Source organism: Streptomyces sp. LS1784, assembly GCF_020103755.1.
In the GTDB taxonomy this organism is placed as follows: Bacteria; Actinomycetota; Actinomycetes; order Streptomycetales; family Streptomycetaceae; genus Kitasatospora.
On sequence record NZ_JAHSQD010000048.1, the window covers coordinates 1 to 14,675 of the forward strand.

At 71.9% G+C, this 14,675-nt stretch carries 12 protein-coding genes; 10 read left to right on the forward strand and 2 right to left on the reverse strand.

The genetic code is table 11. The features are described from left to right. The 5 genes from KS423_RS08905 to KS423_RS08925 form a co-directional block, all read left to right on the forward strand. Positions 1 to 362, forward strand: a 362-nt coding sequence (locus tag KS423_RS08905; protein ID WP_224276933.1) for a polyphenol oxidase family protein, incomplete at its 5' end; no start/stop codon positions are given. After that, positions 362 to 1,150: a YggS family pyridoxal phosphate-dependent enzyme gene (locus KS423_RS08910; RefSeq protein WP_224276935.1), complete on the forward strand. Its 789-nt coding sequence runs from the start codon at positions 362 to 364 to the stop codon at positions 1,148 to 1,150. The genes KS423_RS08905 and KS423_RS08910, both read left to right, overlap by 1 nt. A gap of 294 nt (positions 1,151 to 1,444) precedes the next feature. Further along, positions 1,445 to 2,062, forward strand: coding sequence for a cell division protein SepF (locus KS423_RS08915; protein WP_224276937.1), 618 nt, complete (start codon positions 1,445 to 1,447; stop codon positions 2,060 to 2,062). Between the two features lie 99 nt (positions 2,063 to 2,161). Next, complete coding sequence (locus KS423_RS08920; protein ID WP_030060143.1) at positions 2,162 to 2,443, forward strand: YggT family protein; 282 nt, start codon at positions 2,162 to 2,164, stop codon at positions 2,441 to 2,443. A 59-nt stretch (positions 2,444 to 2,502) separates the two neighbouring features. Then, on the forward strand, positions 2,503 to 3,861 hold the full coding sequence (locus tag KS423_RS08925; RefSeq protein WP_224276939.1) for a DivIVA domain-containing protein: 1,359 nt from the start codon (positions 2,503 to 2,505) through the stop codon (positions 3,859 to 3,861). A 282-nt stretch (positions 3,862 to 4,143) separates the two neighbouring features. On the opposite strand, the gene ileS is transcribed toward KS423_RS08925, so the two are convergent. Then, positions 4,144 to 7,275, reverse strand: coding sequence for an isoleucine--tRNA ligase (gene ileS, locus KS423_RS08930; RefSeq protein WP_224276940.1), 3,132 nt, complete (start codon positions 7,273 to 7,275; stop codon positions 4,144 to 4,146). A 633-nt stretch (positions 7,276 to 7,908) separates the two neighbouring features. Here ileS and KS423_RS47950 point away from each other — a divergent pair. From KS423_RS47950 to KS423_RS08950, 4 genes are all read left to right on the forward strand, one after another. Further along, positions 7,909 to 8,373, forward strand: coding sequence for a TraR/DksA family transcriptional regulator (locus KS423_RS47950; protein WP_224276950.1), 465 nt, complete (start codon positions 7,909 to 7,911; stop codon positions 8,371 to 8,373). A 227-nt stretch (positions 8,374 to 8,600) separates the two neighbouring features. After that, a complete protein-coding gene (lspA, locus tag KS423_RS08940) occupies positions 8,601 to 9,188 on the forward strand; it encodes a signal peptidase II (RefSeq protein WP_308020159.1) in 588 nt (195 codons plus the stop codon). Positions 9,189 to 9,241: 53 nt separating this feature from the next. Next, a complete protein-coding gene (locus KS423_RS08945; RefSeq protein ID WP_224276954.1) occupies positions 9,242 to 10,180 on the forward strand; it encodes an RluA family pseudouridine synthase in 939 nt (312 codons plus the stop codon). Between the two features lies 1 nt (position 10,181). Then, positions 10,182 to 10,646, forward strand: a complete 465-nt coding sequence (locus tag KS423_RS08950; protein WP_224276955.1) for a GNAT family N-acetyltransferase — start codon at positions 10,182 to 10,184, stop codon at positions 10,644 to 10,646. 132 nt (positions 10,647 to 10,778) lie between these two features. Here KS423_RS08950 and KS423_RS08955 read toward each other — a convergent pair whose 3' ends face one another. After that, the gene (locus KS423_RS08955) at positions 10,779 to 11,798 is read right to left on the reverse strand and encodes a mechanosensitive ion channel family protein (RefSeq protein ID WP_224276958.1); all 1,020 of its coding nucleotides are present in this window, start codon (positions 11,796 to 11,798) and stop codon (positions 10,779 to 10,781) included. A gap of 97 nt (positions 11,799 to 11,895) precedes the next feature. Between KS423_RS08955 and KS423_RS08960 the strand changes: the two genes are divergently transcribed. Beyond that, positions 11,896 to 14,670, forward strand: coding sequence for an alpha/beta fold hydrolase (locus tag KS423_RS08960; protein WP_224276960.1), 2,775 nt, complete (start codon positions 11,896 to 11,898; stop codon positions 14,668 to 14,670). The last annotated feature ends 5 nt before the right edge of the window (positions 14,671 to 14,675 follow it).

Here is a 14,675-nt window from a genome sequence, read left to right on the forward strand (position 1 = left end):
GGCCCGGCCTGGCGGCCGGGGTGGTGCCCGCGGCCGTCCGGGCGATGGTCGAACTGGGCGCGGAGCCCGGGCGGATCACCGCCGCCACGGGGCCCGCGGTCTGCGGCCGCTGCTACGAGGTGCCGGCCCAACTGAGGGCCGAGGTCGCCGCGGTGGTGCCGGAGGCCTTCGCGGAGACCTCCTGGGGGACTCCGTCCCTGGACGTGCCGGAAGGGGTCGCGGCCCAGCTGGCCGTGGCCGGGGTCAACGAGCTGGTGCGATCACCGGTCTGCACCCTCGAATCCGCCGATCACTACTCCTATCGCCGCGAGCAGCGCACCGGCCGGCTCGCGAGCTACGTCTGGTTGGGCTCTGATCACTGATGACGAACGACATCTACGGACCGTTCCCGGGAAGCACCGAGTTCGTGGCGGCGCTGACGGAGGGCCAGCGGGCCCGCTACGAGGAACTGGGCACCAACCTCGACGTGGTCGAGCGCCGGATCGCGGACGCCTGCGCGGCCGCCGGGCGCGCCCGGGACGAGGTCACCCTGGTCGTCGTCACCAAGACCTACCCCGCCGAGGACACCGCGCTGCTGGCCGGACTCGGGGTGACGGACGTCGCGGAGAACCGCGACCAGGACGCCGCTCCCAAGGCGGAGCAGTGCAGAAACCTTCCTCTTGACTGGCACTTCGTCGGCCAGCTGCAGACCAACAAGGTCCGCTCGGTCGTCCGGTACGCGAACCACGTGCACTCGGTGGACCGGCTGCGGCTGGTCGGGTCGCTCTCCGCGGCGGTGCTCAAGGCGGAACGCCCGGAACTGGGCTGCCTGGTGCAGGTGGCGCTGGACAAGGCGTACGGGGAGGGTGAGCACCGGGCGGGGGTCGCGCCGGAGGACGTCGCGCAACTGGCCGACGCGATCGCCGACACGCCCGGGCTGCGTCTGGACGGTGTGATGACCGTCGCTCCGCTGACCGGCCCGCTGGCCGGGGACCCGGCCCGCGCCTTCGATCGGCTGGCGGAAATCGCAACCGCCGTACGGGCGGACCATCCGGCTGCCACCATGGTCTCCGCAGGAATGAGCGGTGACCTTGAGCAGGCGATTGCCGCCGGGGCGACACATGTGCGCGTCGGAACGGCGGTACTCGGAGTGAGGTCACCCCTCAGGTAACGTCACCGGGTAAGTAGATCAGACAGCAGGACAAAATAGGACAGAATCTAGCAGCTCTTCGGAGCGCTAGCGAACCGTGGATCGCAGCTCCGCGGCCCCCCTCCACGAATCCGACCGGCCGTCGGGCTGACACGCCGTCGTGGAGGGACCGCGGAATCCGCAGGCGGGGCCGTACGGCCCGGGCCGGAGCCGGTCCGCACGGAGCGAGCGAGCGAGCGACCATCAGAAGGTGCGCGTTTCGCGAAGCTGCCGCCGAGCGTCAGCGAGGTGGCTATGAGCGGAGGAGACAGGAGCATGGCCGGCGCAATGCGCAAGATGGCGGTCTACCTCGGCCTCGTGGAGGACGAGACGTACGACGGCCAGGGGTACGACCCCGATGACGACTACGACGCGGACCCCGAACCGATCCGGACGGGCCAGCGGACCGAGGACATCCCCCGGCCGGCCCCGGCTCCCGCGGCCGCCGCGCCCGCCCCGGTCTCCTCGATCACCCCGCAGCCGGTGCCCGCGGCGGTGCCGATCCGGCAGGAGACTCCGAGGATGGCCCCCGTGTCGTCCATCACACCCGAACGCCGCCACAACCTGGAGAAGAGCGCACCGGTGATCATGCCCAAGGTCGTCAACGAACGAGAGCCCTACCGCATCACCACGCTGCACCCCCGAACCTACAACGAGGCCCGTACCATCGGGGAACAGTTCCGCGGTGGGACTCCCGTGATCATGAATCTGACCGAGATGGACGACACCGACGCGAAGCGCCTCGTAGACTTCGCCGCTGGACTCGTCTTCGGTCTGCACGGCAGTATCGAGCGCGTGACACAGAAGGTGTTCCTGCTGTCGCCTGCTAACGTCGATGTCACGGCGGAGGACAAGGCTCGGATCGCCGAGGGTGGGTTCTTCAACCAGAGCTGACCCGGCCACGACTTTACGTGTGGATCTGATCAACAGTGGGTTAGCGACAGGTGACGAGCGGCAGGCCCGAGGGATCGGGACCGGGGAGAGGGAAACGCGATGGACATCGTGTGGGCGGTGCTCTACTACGCCCTGACCGTCTTCCTGGTGTTCCTGCTCGTACGGCTGGTCATGGACTGGGTCTTCCAGTTCGCGCGTTCGTGGCGGCCCGGCAAGGCCATGGTCCTGGTCCTGGAGGCCACGTACACTGTCACGGATCCGCCGCTCAAGCTTCTTCGGCGGCTCATTCCGCCGTTGCGTTTCGGGGGCGTGGCGCTCGACCTGTCCTTCTTCGTACTGATGATCATTGTGTATGTCCTGATCTCGCTTGTGCACCCCTAGTCGTAGGTGAGCGATGCGACAGGATGCCGGTGTGCCGACGATCACGTTGAGGTGAAGAGATGCCATTGACCCCCGAGGACGTTCGGAACAAGCAGTTCACGACCGTCCGCCTGCGTGAAGGCTATGACGAGGACGAGGTCGATGCCTTCCTCGACGAGGTCGAGGCGGAGCTGACCCGCCTCCTCCGGGAGAACGAGGACCTGCGCGCCAAGCTGGCCGCCGCGACTCGTGCCGCCGCGCAGAACCAGGCCAACCTGCGCAAGGAGCCGCAGCAGGACGCGCCCCGCCAGGGCGGCGCCCCGGTGCCCGCCGCCATATCCGGCCCGCCGGTCCCCGGCCAGCAGGGTCCGGGTGGTCCGCAGCAGATGGGCCCCGGCGGTCCGCAGCAGATGGGTCCGGGCGGTCCGCAGCAGATGGGCCCCGGTGGTCCCCAGCAGCAGATGGGTCCGGGTGGTCCGCAGCAGCAGATGGGCAACCAGCCCCTCGGCCTGCCCGCCGGCTCCGCGCCGCAGCTTCCGGCTGCCGGCGGCCCGCAGCAGCAGATGAACCAGACCATGGGCGGCCAGCAGCAGCTGGTCCAGCCGATGGGCGGGCAGATGCTGCAGCCCATGGGCGGTCCCGGTGGCCCGCAGCAGATGGGCAACCCGATGGGCCAGGGCATGGGCCAGCAGCAGATGCAGCCGATGGGCGGCCCCATGGGCGGCCCGCAGCAGATGGGCGGCCCCATGGGCGGCCCGATGCAGCAGCAGGGCCCCGGTGGCGACAGCGCCGCCCGCGTGCTCGCGCTCGCTCAGCAGACCGCCGACCAGGCGATCTCCGAGGCCCGTTCCGAGGCCAACAAGATCGTCGGCGAGGCGCGCAGCCGGGCCGAGGGCCTGGAGCGCGACGCCCGTGCGAAGGCCGACGCGCTGGAGCGGGACGCGCAGGAGAAGCATCGCGTCGCGATGGGCTCGCTGGAGTCGGCACGGGCCACGCTGGAGCGCAAGGTCGAGGACCTGCGGGCGTTCGAGCGTGAGTACCGCACGCGTCTGAAGTCGTACCTGGAGACCCAGCTGCGCCAGCTGGAGTCGCAGGCCGACGACTCGCTCGCCCCGCCGCGGATCCCCGCCACCGCGTCGCTGCCGCCGGCGGCCTCGTCGATGGCTCCGGCCGGTGCCGGCGCGCCGAGCTTCGGCGGCAGCCAGCCGTCCTTCGGGGGCAACTCGCCGTCCTTCGGCGGGAACGGCTCCTTCGGTGGCAGCTCCTCGGCGCCGAGCTTCGGTGGGCAGTCGACCGGCGGCAACAGCGGTGCTCCGCAGATGCAGCCGGCCGGCATGACCCAGCCGATGGCGGCCGTCCGTCCGCAGCCGCCGCAGCCGATGCAGCAGGCTCCGGCACCGATGCGGGGCTTCCTGATCGACGAGGACGGCGACAACTGAGGTTGTAGCAGGGCCTTTTGAGGGCGCCCCCTTTCCGACCTGCGGGTCGGGGAGGGGGCGCCCTTCTGTGCGCTCGAAGGCTGTGCCGGATTAGGGGGGAGGGGTGCTCTCCTGTACGACGGGAGGGGCGCGTGGGGAGGGAGAGGGGCGCGCGCCCTGGGGTGGAGCGCAGGCGTGGAGAACTGGGAGGGGGCGTGCGGGAGTTGGGGAGGGTGTGGGGCGTGGGCAGGTACGGCGAAGCCGCCGTCACCCCTGGGGTGACGGCGGCTTCGTGGTCGGGCGTCAGGCCTTGCGGAGCTGGAAGGTGAGGCCGAGGGAGTCGTCGGCGAAGGTCTCGGAGTCCCAGTCGGCTGCGCCGGCGGCGAAGTCGGTGGCGAGGACCTCCTCGGCGACGAGGGGGCCGTGCTCGGCGATGGCCTCGGCGGTCTCGTCCGAGGTGGCGCGCCAGCGCAGGACGATGCGGTCGGCGACGTCCAGGCCGGAGTTCTTGCGGGCCTCCTGGATCTGGCGGATCGCGTCGCGGGCGATGCCGAGGCGCTTGAGCTCCGGGGTGATGGCCAGGTCGAGGGCGACGGTGGCGCCGGACTCGTTGGCGACGGCCCAGCCCTCGCGCGGGGTCTCGGTGATGATCACCTCGTCCGGAGAGAGGGTGATCGTCTCGCCGTCCAGCTCGACCGAGGTCTCGCCGTTGGCGCGCAGCTCGGCGGCCAGGCGGGCGGCGTCGGCGGCGGCGACCGCCTTGGCGACGTCCTGGACGCCCTTGCCGAAGCGCTTGCCCAGCGCGCGGAAGTTGGCCTTGGCGCTGGTGTCGACCAGCGAGCCGCCGACCTCGGCGAGCGACTCCAGGGTGGAGACGTTGAGCTCCTCGGCGATCTGCGCGCGCAGGTCGGCGGGCAGTTCCCCCCAGCCCTGGGCGGCGACCAGCGCGCGGGAGAGCGGCTGACGGGTCTTCACGCCGGACTCGGCGCGGGTGGCCCGGCCCAGCTCGACCAGGCGGCGGACCAGCGCCATGTGCCGGGAGAGCTCGGTGTCGATCAGCGACTCGTCGGCCTCCGGCCAGGTGGTCAGGTGCACCGAGGCCGGGGCGTCCGGGGCGACCGGGACGACCAGGTCCTGCCAGACCCGCTCGGTGATGAACGGGGTGAGCGGGGCCATCAGGCGGGTGACCGTCTCCAGCGCCTCGTGCAGGGTGGCGAGCGCGGCGGCGTCGCCCTGCCAGAAGCGGCGGCGGCCGCGGCGGACGTACCAGTTGGACAGGTCGTCGACGAAGCCGGAGAGCAGCTTGCCGGCGCGCTGGGTGTCGTACGCCTCGTAGGCCGCGTCGACCTCGCGGACCAGGGTGTTCAGCTCGGACAGCACCCAGCGGTCCAGCTGCGGGCGGTCGGCCGGGGCCGGGTCGTTCGCCGAGGGTGCCCAGTTCGAGGTGCGGGCGTACAGGGCCTGGAAGGCGACGGTGTTCCAGTAGGTGAGGAGGGTCTTGCGGACCACCTCCTGGATGGTGCCGTGGCCGACCCGGCGGGCCGACCAGGGCGAGCCGCCGGCCGCCATGAACCAGCGGACGGCGTCGGCGCCGTGCTGGTCCATCAGCGGGATCGGCTGGAGGATGTTGCCCAGGTGCTTGGACATCTTGCGGCCGTCCTCGGCCAGGATGTGGCCCAGGCAGACGACGTTCTCGTAGCTGTTCTTGTCGAACACCAGGGTGCCGACCGCCATCAGCGTGTAGAACCAGCCGCGGGTCTGGTCGATCGCCTCGGAGATGAACTGCGCCGGGTAGCGCTTCTCGAACAGCTCCTTGTTCTGGTACGGGTAGCCGTACTGGGCGAAGGGCATCGAGCCCGAGTCGTACCAGGCGTCGATGACCTCGGGCACGCGGGTGGCGGTGCCGCCGCAGTCGCGGCAGGCGAAGGTCACCGCGTCGATGTACGGGCGGTGCGGGTCGAGGCCGCTCTGGTCGGTGCCGGTGAGCTCGGTGAGCTCGGCCAGCGAGCCGACGCAGGTGAGGTGGCCCTCCTCGCAGCGCCAGATCGGCAGCGGGGTGCCCCAGTAGCGGTTGCGGCTGAGCGCCCAGTCGATGTTGTTGTTCAGCCAGTCGCCGAAGCGGCCGTGCTTGACCGTCTCCGGGAACCAGTTGGTGGCCTCGTTCTCGCGGATCATCGCGTCCTTGACGGCGGTGGTCCGGATGTACCAGGACGGCTGCGCGTAGTAGAGCAGCGCGGTGTGGCAGCGCCAGCAGTGCGGGTAGCTGTGCTCGTACGGCAGGTGGCGGAAGAGCAGGTCGCGCTCCTTGAGGTCCGCGACCAGGGCCTCGTCGGCCTTCTTGAAGAACTGGCCGCCGACCAGCGGGACCTCGGGGGCGAAGGTGCCGTCGCCGAGCACCGGGTTGACCACCGGCAGGCCGTACCTGCGGCAGGTCGCGAGGTCGTCCGCGCCGAAGGCGGGGGACTGGTGGACGATGCCGGTGCCGTCCTCGGTGGTGACGTAGTCGGCGGTGACGACGTAGTGCGCGTTCTCGATCTCGACCAGGTCGAAGGGGCGGCGGTAGGCCCAGCGCTCCATCTCGGCGCCGGTGAAGGACTCGCCGGTGGTCTCCCAGCCCTCGCCGAGCGCCTTGGCGACCAGCGGCTCGGCGACGACGAGCTTCTCGTCGCCGTCGGTGGCCACCACGTAGGTGACCTCCGGGTGGACGGCGGCGGCGGTGTTGGAGACCAGGGTCCACGGGGTGGTGGTCCAGACCAGCAGGGCGGCCTGACCGGCCAGCGGGCCGCTGGTCAGCGGGAAGCGGACGAAGACCGAGGGGTCGACCACGGTCTCGTAGCCCTGGGCCAGCTCGTGGTCCGAGAGGCCGGTGCCGCAGCGCGGGCACCAGGGGGCGACGCGGTGGTCCTGGACCAGCAGGCCCTTGTCGAAGATCTGCTTGAGCGACCACCAGACGGACTGGACGTACGACGGGTCCATCGTCCGGTAGGCCTCGTCGAGGTCGACCCAGTACCCCATGCGGGTGGTCAGCTCGGAGAAGGCGTCGGTGTTGCGGGTCACCGACTCGCGGCACTTGGCGTTGAACTCGGCGATGCCGTACGCCTCGATGTCCTGCTTGCCGGAGAAGCCCAGCTCCTTCTCGACGGCGAGCTCGACCGGCAGGCCGTGGCAGTCCCAGCCGGCCTTGCGGGCCACGTGGTAGCCCTTCATGGTCCGGTAGCGCGGGAAGACGTCCTTGAAGACGCGGGCCTCGATGTGGTGGGCGCCGGGCATGCCGTTGGCGGTGGGCGGGCCCTCGTAGAACACCCACTCGGGGCGGCCCTCGGACTGCTCCACGCTGCGCTGGAAGATCTTGTTGTCCTGCCAGAAGGACAGGATCTGGTGCTCCAGGGCAGGCAGATCCACCTGCGCGGGGACGGGGTTGTAGGTCATGGCCATCGCGGGCGTCTACCTCCGGCGGATGCTGGGACTGGATCCTCCGGAGGGACGAGACGGCACGGCCGCCCCGCGGTACCACCCTCCTTGGCCGCGGTGTTGCGTTCGCGGCCCTCTTGTTTGGGCTTGCTGCCGGGTCTAGTGGGCCGCCGCGTCCGGTGTGCGGTGGCCGTTCTTCCGGCGGCTCCGGGGTGATCTTCCCGCCGTGCACACCCCCGGGCTCGCACCGTCCCCGGGTCGCTGGTGGCTGCGTACGTCGGTACTCGTCCCATCTGCGCCTCGCAGAGCCAGTGTATCGGCCGGGCGAGTCGGTTTGTCCAAACCGTTTCCGGGCGGGCACCCGGGGGCGTCCGGCGGCGGAGGTTAGCCGGAGTCGATCTGGGCACACATTCCTGAGCGCAACGGGGCGTGACGATTGGGGCGGCTGCCTGGGTGGGATCGTTATGAGGCGCCGGTATGTCATGTTGTGACCGGTTTTGCTCGGGATTATCGTTCCGGCACTGGAAGCCGCCGGGAACCGGCGGCTCGATTCGTTCGTAGATGGGGTCGAAAGCCATGGCTGAGAAGGGAACCGGCGCGGGTACCGCCACCAAGCGGGCACGCAAGGCCGTGGCGGTCGACCCAGGGGAGGGGACCGTGACCACTACCGCACCGAAGAGCAGCACCGACACCGTCACCGCACCGCGCGGCGCCGAGTCCGTGGACCCGGCCACGCTGCCGGTCCGGCCCGGCGAGGACCCGTGGACCACCGAGGAGGTCCACGAGCTGCACGACGAGCTGATCAGTGAGCTGGAGCGGCTCCGCAACGAGATCGGCGCCGCCGAGGCGGCCATCTCCGGCCTGATGCGCGACTCCAACGACGGAGCCGGTGACGACCAGGTGGACGCCGGTACGAAGAACATCTCGCGGGAGAGCGAGCTGGCGCTGGCCAACAACGCGCGGGACAGCCTGGCCCAGACCGAGCGCGCGCTGGAGCGGCTGGAGGGCGTCGGCTTCGGCATCTGCGAGTCCTGCGGGCAGGCCATCGGCAAGGCCCGGATGCAGGCCTTCCCCCGGGCGACGCTCTGCGTGCAGTGCAAGGCCAAGCAGGAACGCCGCTGAACCGGGCGACCAGAGCGACGTGGGGGGTCGGGCTTGCCGTACGCTCGACCCCGTAACGTCGCCTGACGCGTTCGCGAACGCGGGCAGGTCGTCACCGGCCCACCACCCTCCCCCTCCTGCGGACCGGGGGAGCTCCATCGGCAGCGGAGCGGATCATCAGTACGCAAGGTTCCCCCCAGACCCGGGACGACGCCGTCCCGTCCCCCGCCGATGCCGTGGAGGTGCCCGTGGCCGATCCGAGCGGGGCGGCGTCCGTGGACGACGCGACGGCAGAGCGGCCCAAGGGCCCGCGCCGGGTCGGCGTGCTGCTGGTCGTCGCGGTGCTCGCCTTCCTGATCGACCTCGGCAGCAAGCTGCTGGTCGTCGCCCGGCTGGAGAACCACGCCCCGATCAAGGTGATCGGGGACGTGGTCACCTTCCAGGTGATCCGCAACTCCGGTGCTGCCTTCGGGATGGGGCAGGCGCTGACCGTCGTCTTCACGATGATCGCCTCCGCCGTCATCGTGGTGATCTGGCGGATCGCCCGCCGGCTGTACAGCCTGCCCTGGGCGATCGCGCTCGGGCTGCTGCTCGGCGGGGCGCTCGGCAACCTCACCGACCGGCTGTTCCGCGCGCCCGGCGTCTTCCGCGGGCACGTGGTGGACTTCATCTCCGTCCAGCACTTCGCCGTCTTCAACCTCGCGGACTCGGCGATCGTCTGCGGCGGGATCCTGGTGGTGCTGCTCTCCTTCCGGGGCAGCAACCCGGACGGAACCGTCCACCAGCAGACCGAGAAGACCGAGAAGGCCGAGAAGACGGAGCGGACCGAGAAGTAGCGCCCGGCCACCGGCGCGCAGGGGCGTGTCGTGTTTCCGGCATACTCGTACGGGTGAGTACCGCAGCGCAGATCCGCAGCCTCCCCGTACCCGACGGCCTGGAGGGTGAGCGCCTCGACGCCGCCCTGGCCCGGATGTTCGGTTTCTCCCGGACCAAGGCCGCCGAGCTGGCCGCCGACGGCAAGGTGACGCTCGACGGCGCCACGGCCGGCAAGTCGGACCGGGTCACCGCCGGTTCCTGGCTGGAGGTCGAGATCCCGGCCCCGGCCGCCCCGGTGCGGATCGTCGCCGAGCCGGTCGAGGGCATGCGGATCGTGCACGACGACGAGGACATCGTGCTGGTCGACAAGCCGATCGGCGTCGCCGCGCACCCCAGCCCGGGCTGGACCGGCCCCACCGTGATCGGCGGACTGGCCGCGGCCGGGTACCGGATCTCCACGTCGGGCGCCGCCGAGCGCCAGGGCATCGTGCACCGGCTGGACGTCGGCACCTCCGGGCTGATGGTGGTCGCCAAGTCGGAGCGCGCGTACACCGACCTCAAGCGGCAGTTCCACGACCGGATCACCGAGAAGCGGTACCACACGCTGGTGCAGGGCCACCCGGACCCGATGAGCGGGACGGTGGACGCGCCGATCGGACGGCACCCCAGCTCGGACTGGAAGTGGGCCGTCACCCGGGAGGGCAAGCCGTCCGTCACCCACTACGACCTGATCGAGGCGTACCGGGCCGCGTCGCTGCTGGCGATCAAGCTGGAGACCGGGCGCACCCACCAGATCCGCGTCCACATGTCCGCGCTGCGGCACCCCTGCGTGGGCGACCTGACGTACGGCGCCGACCCGACGCTGGCCAAGCGGCTGGGGCTGACCCGGCAGTGGCTGCACGCGGTGTCGCTCGGTTTCGAGCACCCGTCGGACGGTCAGTGGGTCGAGTTCTCCAGCGAGTACCCGGAGGACCTCAAGAAGGCGCTGGACATCATCGCGGCGGAGAGCTGAGGTGCCGGCCGCTGCCATCCGGGTCGCCGAGGGCGAGGCGGACCTGGAGCTGGTGCGGGCCGTCCGGCGTGAGGTGTTCATCGTCGAGCAGAACGTGCCGGAGGAGCTGGAGTACGACGAGTACGACGCGACCTCGGTCCACCTGCTGGCCGTCGCGGCGGACGGGGCCGCCCTGGGGACGGCGCGGCTGATCTTCGGCGAGCAGGCGCGGAAGCTGACGGGCGGTATCGACGGACGGGTGCTGCTCGGGCGGCTCGCGGTCGTCGCGGCGGCCCGGGGGACGGGGCTGGGCGCGGAGCTCGTCCGGGCGATCGAGGCCGCGGGCGCCGAGCGCGGGGGCGTGGAGGTCGAGCTGCACGCGCAGGTGCAGGCGCTCGGGTTCTACGAGCGGATGGGCTACGCGGCGCAGGGGCCGGTGTACGACGATGCGGGGATTCCGCATCGGACGATGACGCGGGTGCTGTAGGCGTTCGGGGCGGGCGGGGCCGGACTTTCGGGAGGGGTTTCCGGTGCTCGCCTCGCCTCCCGCGTCGCGCGGTTCCGCCCCCGGCGCCCCTTGCGGGGCGCTGGGGGCTTTCGTCTTCGGGACGGACGCGGGTCAGCCGTCGGTGGTGCGGAGGCGGGGGAGGGCGTGGGGGTGCTCGTCGCGCAGGTGGGCGATGAGCTGTTCGCGGATGTCGAAGCGGAGCTGGGCGGCGTCGTCGGGGGTGCGGGCGGTCATGGTGGCGCGGACGACGATGGTGCTGGGCGTGGTGTCGGTGACCTGGAGGGCCCACTCCGTGCCGTCCCAGAGCGGGTGCCGGTCGAGGCAGGCGCGCAGGGCGGTGCGCAGCTCGTCCACCGGGGTGGTGTGGTCGAGGTGGAGCAGGACGGCGGCGAGCAGGCCGGGGTCGCGGCGGGTCCAGTTCTCGAACGGCCGGCTGACGAAGTACGAGACCGGGACGATCAGCCGGCGCTGGTCCCAGAGCCGGACCACCAGGTAGGTGAGGGTGATCTCCTCGACGGTGCCCTGCTGGCCGTCCACCACCACGATGTCGCCGATCCGGACGGTGTCGCCGAAGGCGATCTGGAGGCCGGCGAAGAAGTTGCCCAGGGTGCTCTGGGCGGCGATGCCGGCCACGATGCCGATGATGCCCGCCGAGGCGAGCAGGCTGGCGCCGATGGCACGCATGGCGGAGAAGGTCAGCAGCATCACGGCCACCGTGACCACGACGATCAGGGCGCTGACCACCCGGCGCAGCATGCTGATCTGGGTGTGCACCCGCTGGACGCGCGCCGGGTCCTCGATACGGGTCTCGTAGCGGCTGAGCAGGGCCTCCAGGACGGCGGCCACCACGCGGACGGTGAGCCAGCCCAGGGAGGCGAGCAGGAACAGCAGGAGCAGGTGCTGCGCGCCGTCGCCGCGCTTCAGGTGGAAGACCCGCTGGAGCGGCTTGGCGGCGATCAACAGGGCTGACACGACAGTGAGTTGGAGCGGGATCCGGCAGCGGCGGAGCAGCGGCCAGACCGGTGCCGCGGGGTGGCGGGCGGCGGTCCGCTGGAGGGCCTGGTCGACGATCCAGCCGACCGCCAGGGTGGCGGTGACGGCGGCGAGCAGCGAGATCAGCAGCCAGGGCATGCGCCGTACGATACCCGGGCATGGTGGGGTGAAACGGGCGAAACGGTGTGGTGGCTTTATCGGACGCCTACCCGGACGGCGGATACGATCAGCGCCCATGGAGTTCGGTGGGGCATGGCGTCGTTGGCGCGCCCGGGGAACAACGGTCCGACGCAGGCTGCTCGCCGGGGCGGTGGCCCTGGTGGCGGTGGCCGGAGCCGGTACCGCGACGGTGGCGTCCGGCGGTGAGCAGGCGGTCCATCAGGAGGACCGTTTCCTCAGCATGCCGGAGACGCCGGGCAGCGCCCAGCAGATCCAGCTGGACACCTCCTTCTTCACCGCCGGCGGCGGTCCGCGCCCGGCGGTTCTGCTGGCGCACGGCTTCGGCGGCTCCAAGGAGGGCGAGCGCGAGCGCGCCGAGCAGCTGGCCCGGCAGGGGTACGCGGTGCTGACCTGGTCGGCGCGCGGCTTCGGGCACTCGGGCGGCAAGATCGGGCTGAACGCGCCCGACCGCGAGGTCGAGGACGTCAAGCACCTGGTGGACTGGCTGGCCCAGCGGCCCGAGGTGCAACTGGATGCGGCCGGCGACCCGAAGGTCGGCATCACCGGCGCCTCGTACGGCGGGGCGGTCTCGCTGCTGGCCTCCGCGTACGACCACCGGATCGACGCGGTAGCCACCCAGATCACCTGGTGGAACCTGGCCGACGCGCTGTTCCCGCAGGGCGTGCAGGGCTCGGGCGCGGCGGACGGCGTGTTCAAGAAGCTGTGGGCCGGGATCTTTTTCACCACCGGCTCGGCCGGGGACCTCGGCCCCTCGGGCGAGGCGCCGCGGGAGAACGGCGGGCCGAAGCCGAAGGCGGACGGGCCGGTCGGCTGCGGGCGGTTCCTGGAGTCGCTCTGCCAGATGTACGACCGGGTCGCCACCGCCGGGCACGCCGATCCGGAGGCCGTCGCGCTGCTGGAGCGCTCCAGCCCGTCCTCGGTGGCGGCGCAGCTCAAGGCGCCCACGCTGGTGGTGCAGGGGCAGCAGGACTCGCTGTTCCCGCTGGACCAGGGGGACAGGATCGCCAAGGCGGTGGCCGCCAACGGCGCGCCGGTGGCGGTGGACTGGTTCGCCGGCGGTCACGACGGCGGGACGGACACCAGCGCGCGGGTCGACGACCGGGTGACGGCCTGGTTCGATCACTACCTGAAGGGGCGCAGCAACGACACCGGCGCCGCGTTCCGGGTCACCCGCACCGGCGGGGTCGACTCGACCGGCTTCCAGGCGGTGCTGCGCGGGGCCACCGCCGACCGGTACCCGGGGCTGGGCGGGACCGGGTCGCGGACCGTCGAGCTGACGGGCGGTGAGCAGACCCTCGCCAATCCGCCCGGCGGCGCGCCGCCAGGGATCTCGACGCTGCCGGGCGTCGGTGCGCTCAGCCAGGCGGCCTCCCTGGGCGCCGGGCTGTCACTGGACTTCCCCGGGCAGAACGCCGCCTTCGACTCGGCGCCGCTGGACTCGCCGCTGCACCTGACCGGGCAGCCGACCGTGCCGGTGCGGGTCACGGCGGACCGGCCGGACGCGGTGCTGTTCGCGAAGCTGTACGACGTCGGGCCGGACGGCAAGGCGGTGCTGCCGCAGCAGCTCGCCGCCCCGCTGCGGGTCACCGGCGCGGACGCCGGGCAGACGGTCACCGTGGCGCTGCCGACCGTGGACCACACCTTTCCGGCCGGGCACCGGGTGCGGCTGGTGCTGGCGAGCACCGACCTCGCGTACGCCTCGCCGGCCGAGCCGGCCACCTACCGGGTGGCGCCGGCCGGGGCGCTCACCGCGCCGACCGTCGAGGAACTGGTCACCGAGGCGGCGCCGCTGCCCTCGCGCACCTGGGTACTGCCGGTCATCGCCGTACTGGCGGCCGCGGCCCTGGTGCTGGCGCCGCGGCTGCGGCGCCGGCGGGGCGCCGCCGGGCCCGGCTTCGATCCGGAGCTGGCCGCGGTGCCGCTGCAGATCAGCGGGCTGAGCAAGCGCTACAAGGGTGCCCAGGACCGCTACGCCGTACGGGAGCTGGGTTTCCGGGTGGAGCAGGGGCAGGTGCTCGGACTGCTCGGGCCGAACGGCGCGGGCAAGACCACCACACTGCGGATGCTGATGGGCCTGATCCGGCCGGACGCCGGGGAGATCCGGATCTTCGGGCACCTGGTGCGGCCCGGCGCGCCGGTGCTGTCGCGGGTCGGCGCGTTCGTGGAGGGCGCGGGCTTCCTGCCGCACCTCACCGGGCGGGCCAACCTGCGGCTGTACTGGCAGGCGACCGGACGGCCGGAGGCCGACGCGCGCTTCGACGAGGCGCTGGCCATCGCCGGGCTCGGCGAGGCGCTGGACCGTGCGGTGCGGACGTACTCGCAGGGCATGCGGCAGCGGCTGGCGATCGCGCAGGCGATGCTGGGGATGCCGGACCTGCTGATCCTGGACGAGCCGACCAACGGGCTGGACCCGCCGCAGATCCGCGAGATGCGCGAGGTGATGATCCGGTACGCGGCCGGCGGGCGGACCGTGATCGTGTCGAGCCACCTGCTGTCGGAGGTCGAGCAGAGCTGCACGGACCTGGTGGTGATGGACCGCGGGCAGCTGGTCACGGCCGGCCCGGTCGGGGACATCGTGGGCGCCGGCGAGCTGCTGATGATCGGCATCGCCGGCCCGTACGACCCGGTGCCCGTGGTCGAGAAGGTGGCCGCGCTGGCCGGGGTCGGCTCGGTGGAGGCCGTCGAGGGTGGACTGCTGGTGCGCCTGGACGGGCTGGCGGCCGGCGGGCTGCTGGCCGAACTGGTGCGGCTGGAGGTGCCGGTGGAGAGTGCCGGCCCGCAGCGGCGGCTGGAGGACGCGTTCCTGTCGTTGATCGGAGGTGGAGCGTGAGCGTC

Bases quoted from the DNA above. Each gene is read 5' to 3' on its own strand.
- KS423_RS08955 (WP_224276958.1), bottom strand. From the start codon at position 11,798: ATGCCCTGGCTGCTGATCTCGCTGCTCGCCGCCGTCACCGCCACCCTG.
- KS423_RS08925 (WP_224276939.1), top strand. From the start codon at position 2,503: ATGCCATTGACCCCCGAGGACGTTCGGAACAAGCAGTTCACGACCGTC.
- KS423_RS08915 (WP_224276937.1), top strand. From the start codon at position 1,445: ATGGCCGGCGCAATGCGCAAGATGGCGGTCTACCTCGGCCTCGTGGAG.
- KS423_RS08910 (WP_224276935.1), top strand. From the start codon at position 362: ATGACGAACGACATCTACGGACCGTTCCCGGGAAGCACCGAGTTCGTG.
- KS423_RS08960 (WP_224276960.1), top strand. From the start codon at position 11,896: ATGGAGTTCGGTGGGGCATGGCGTCGTTGGCGCGCCCGGGGAACAACG.
- ileS (WP_224276940.1), bottom strand. From the start codon at position 7,275: ATGGCCATGACCTACAACCCCGTCCCCGCGCAGGTGGATCTGCCTGCC.
- KS423_RS08920 (WP_030060143.1), top strand. From the start codon at position 2,162: ATGGACATCGTGTGGGCGGTGCTCTACTACGCCCTGACCGTCTTCCTG.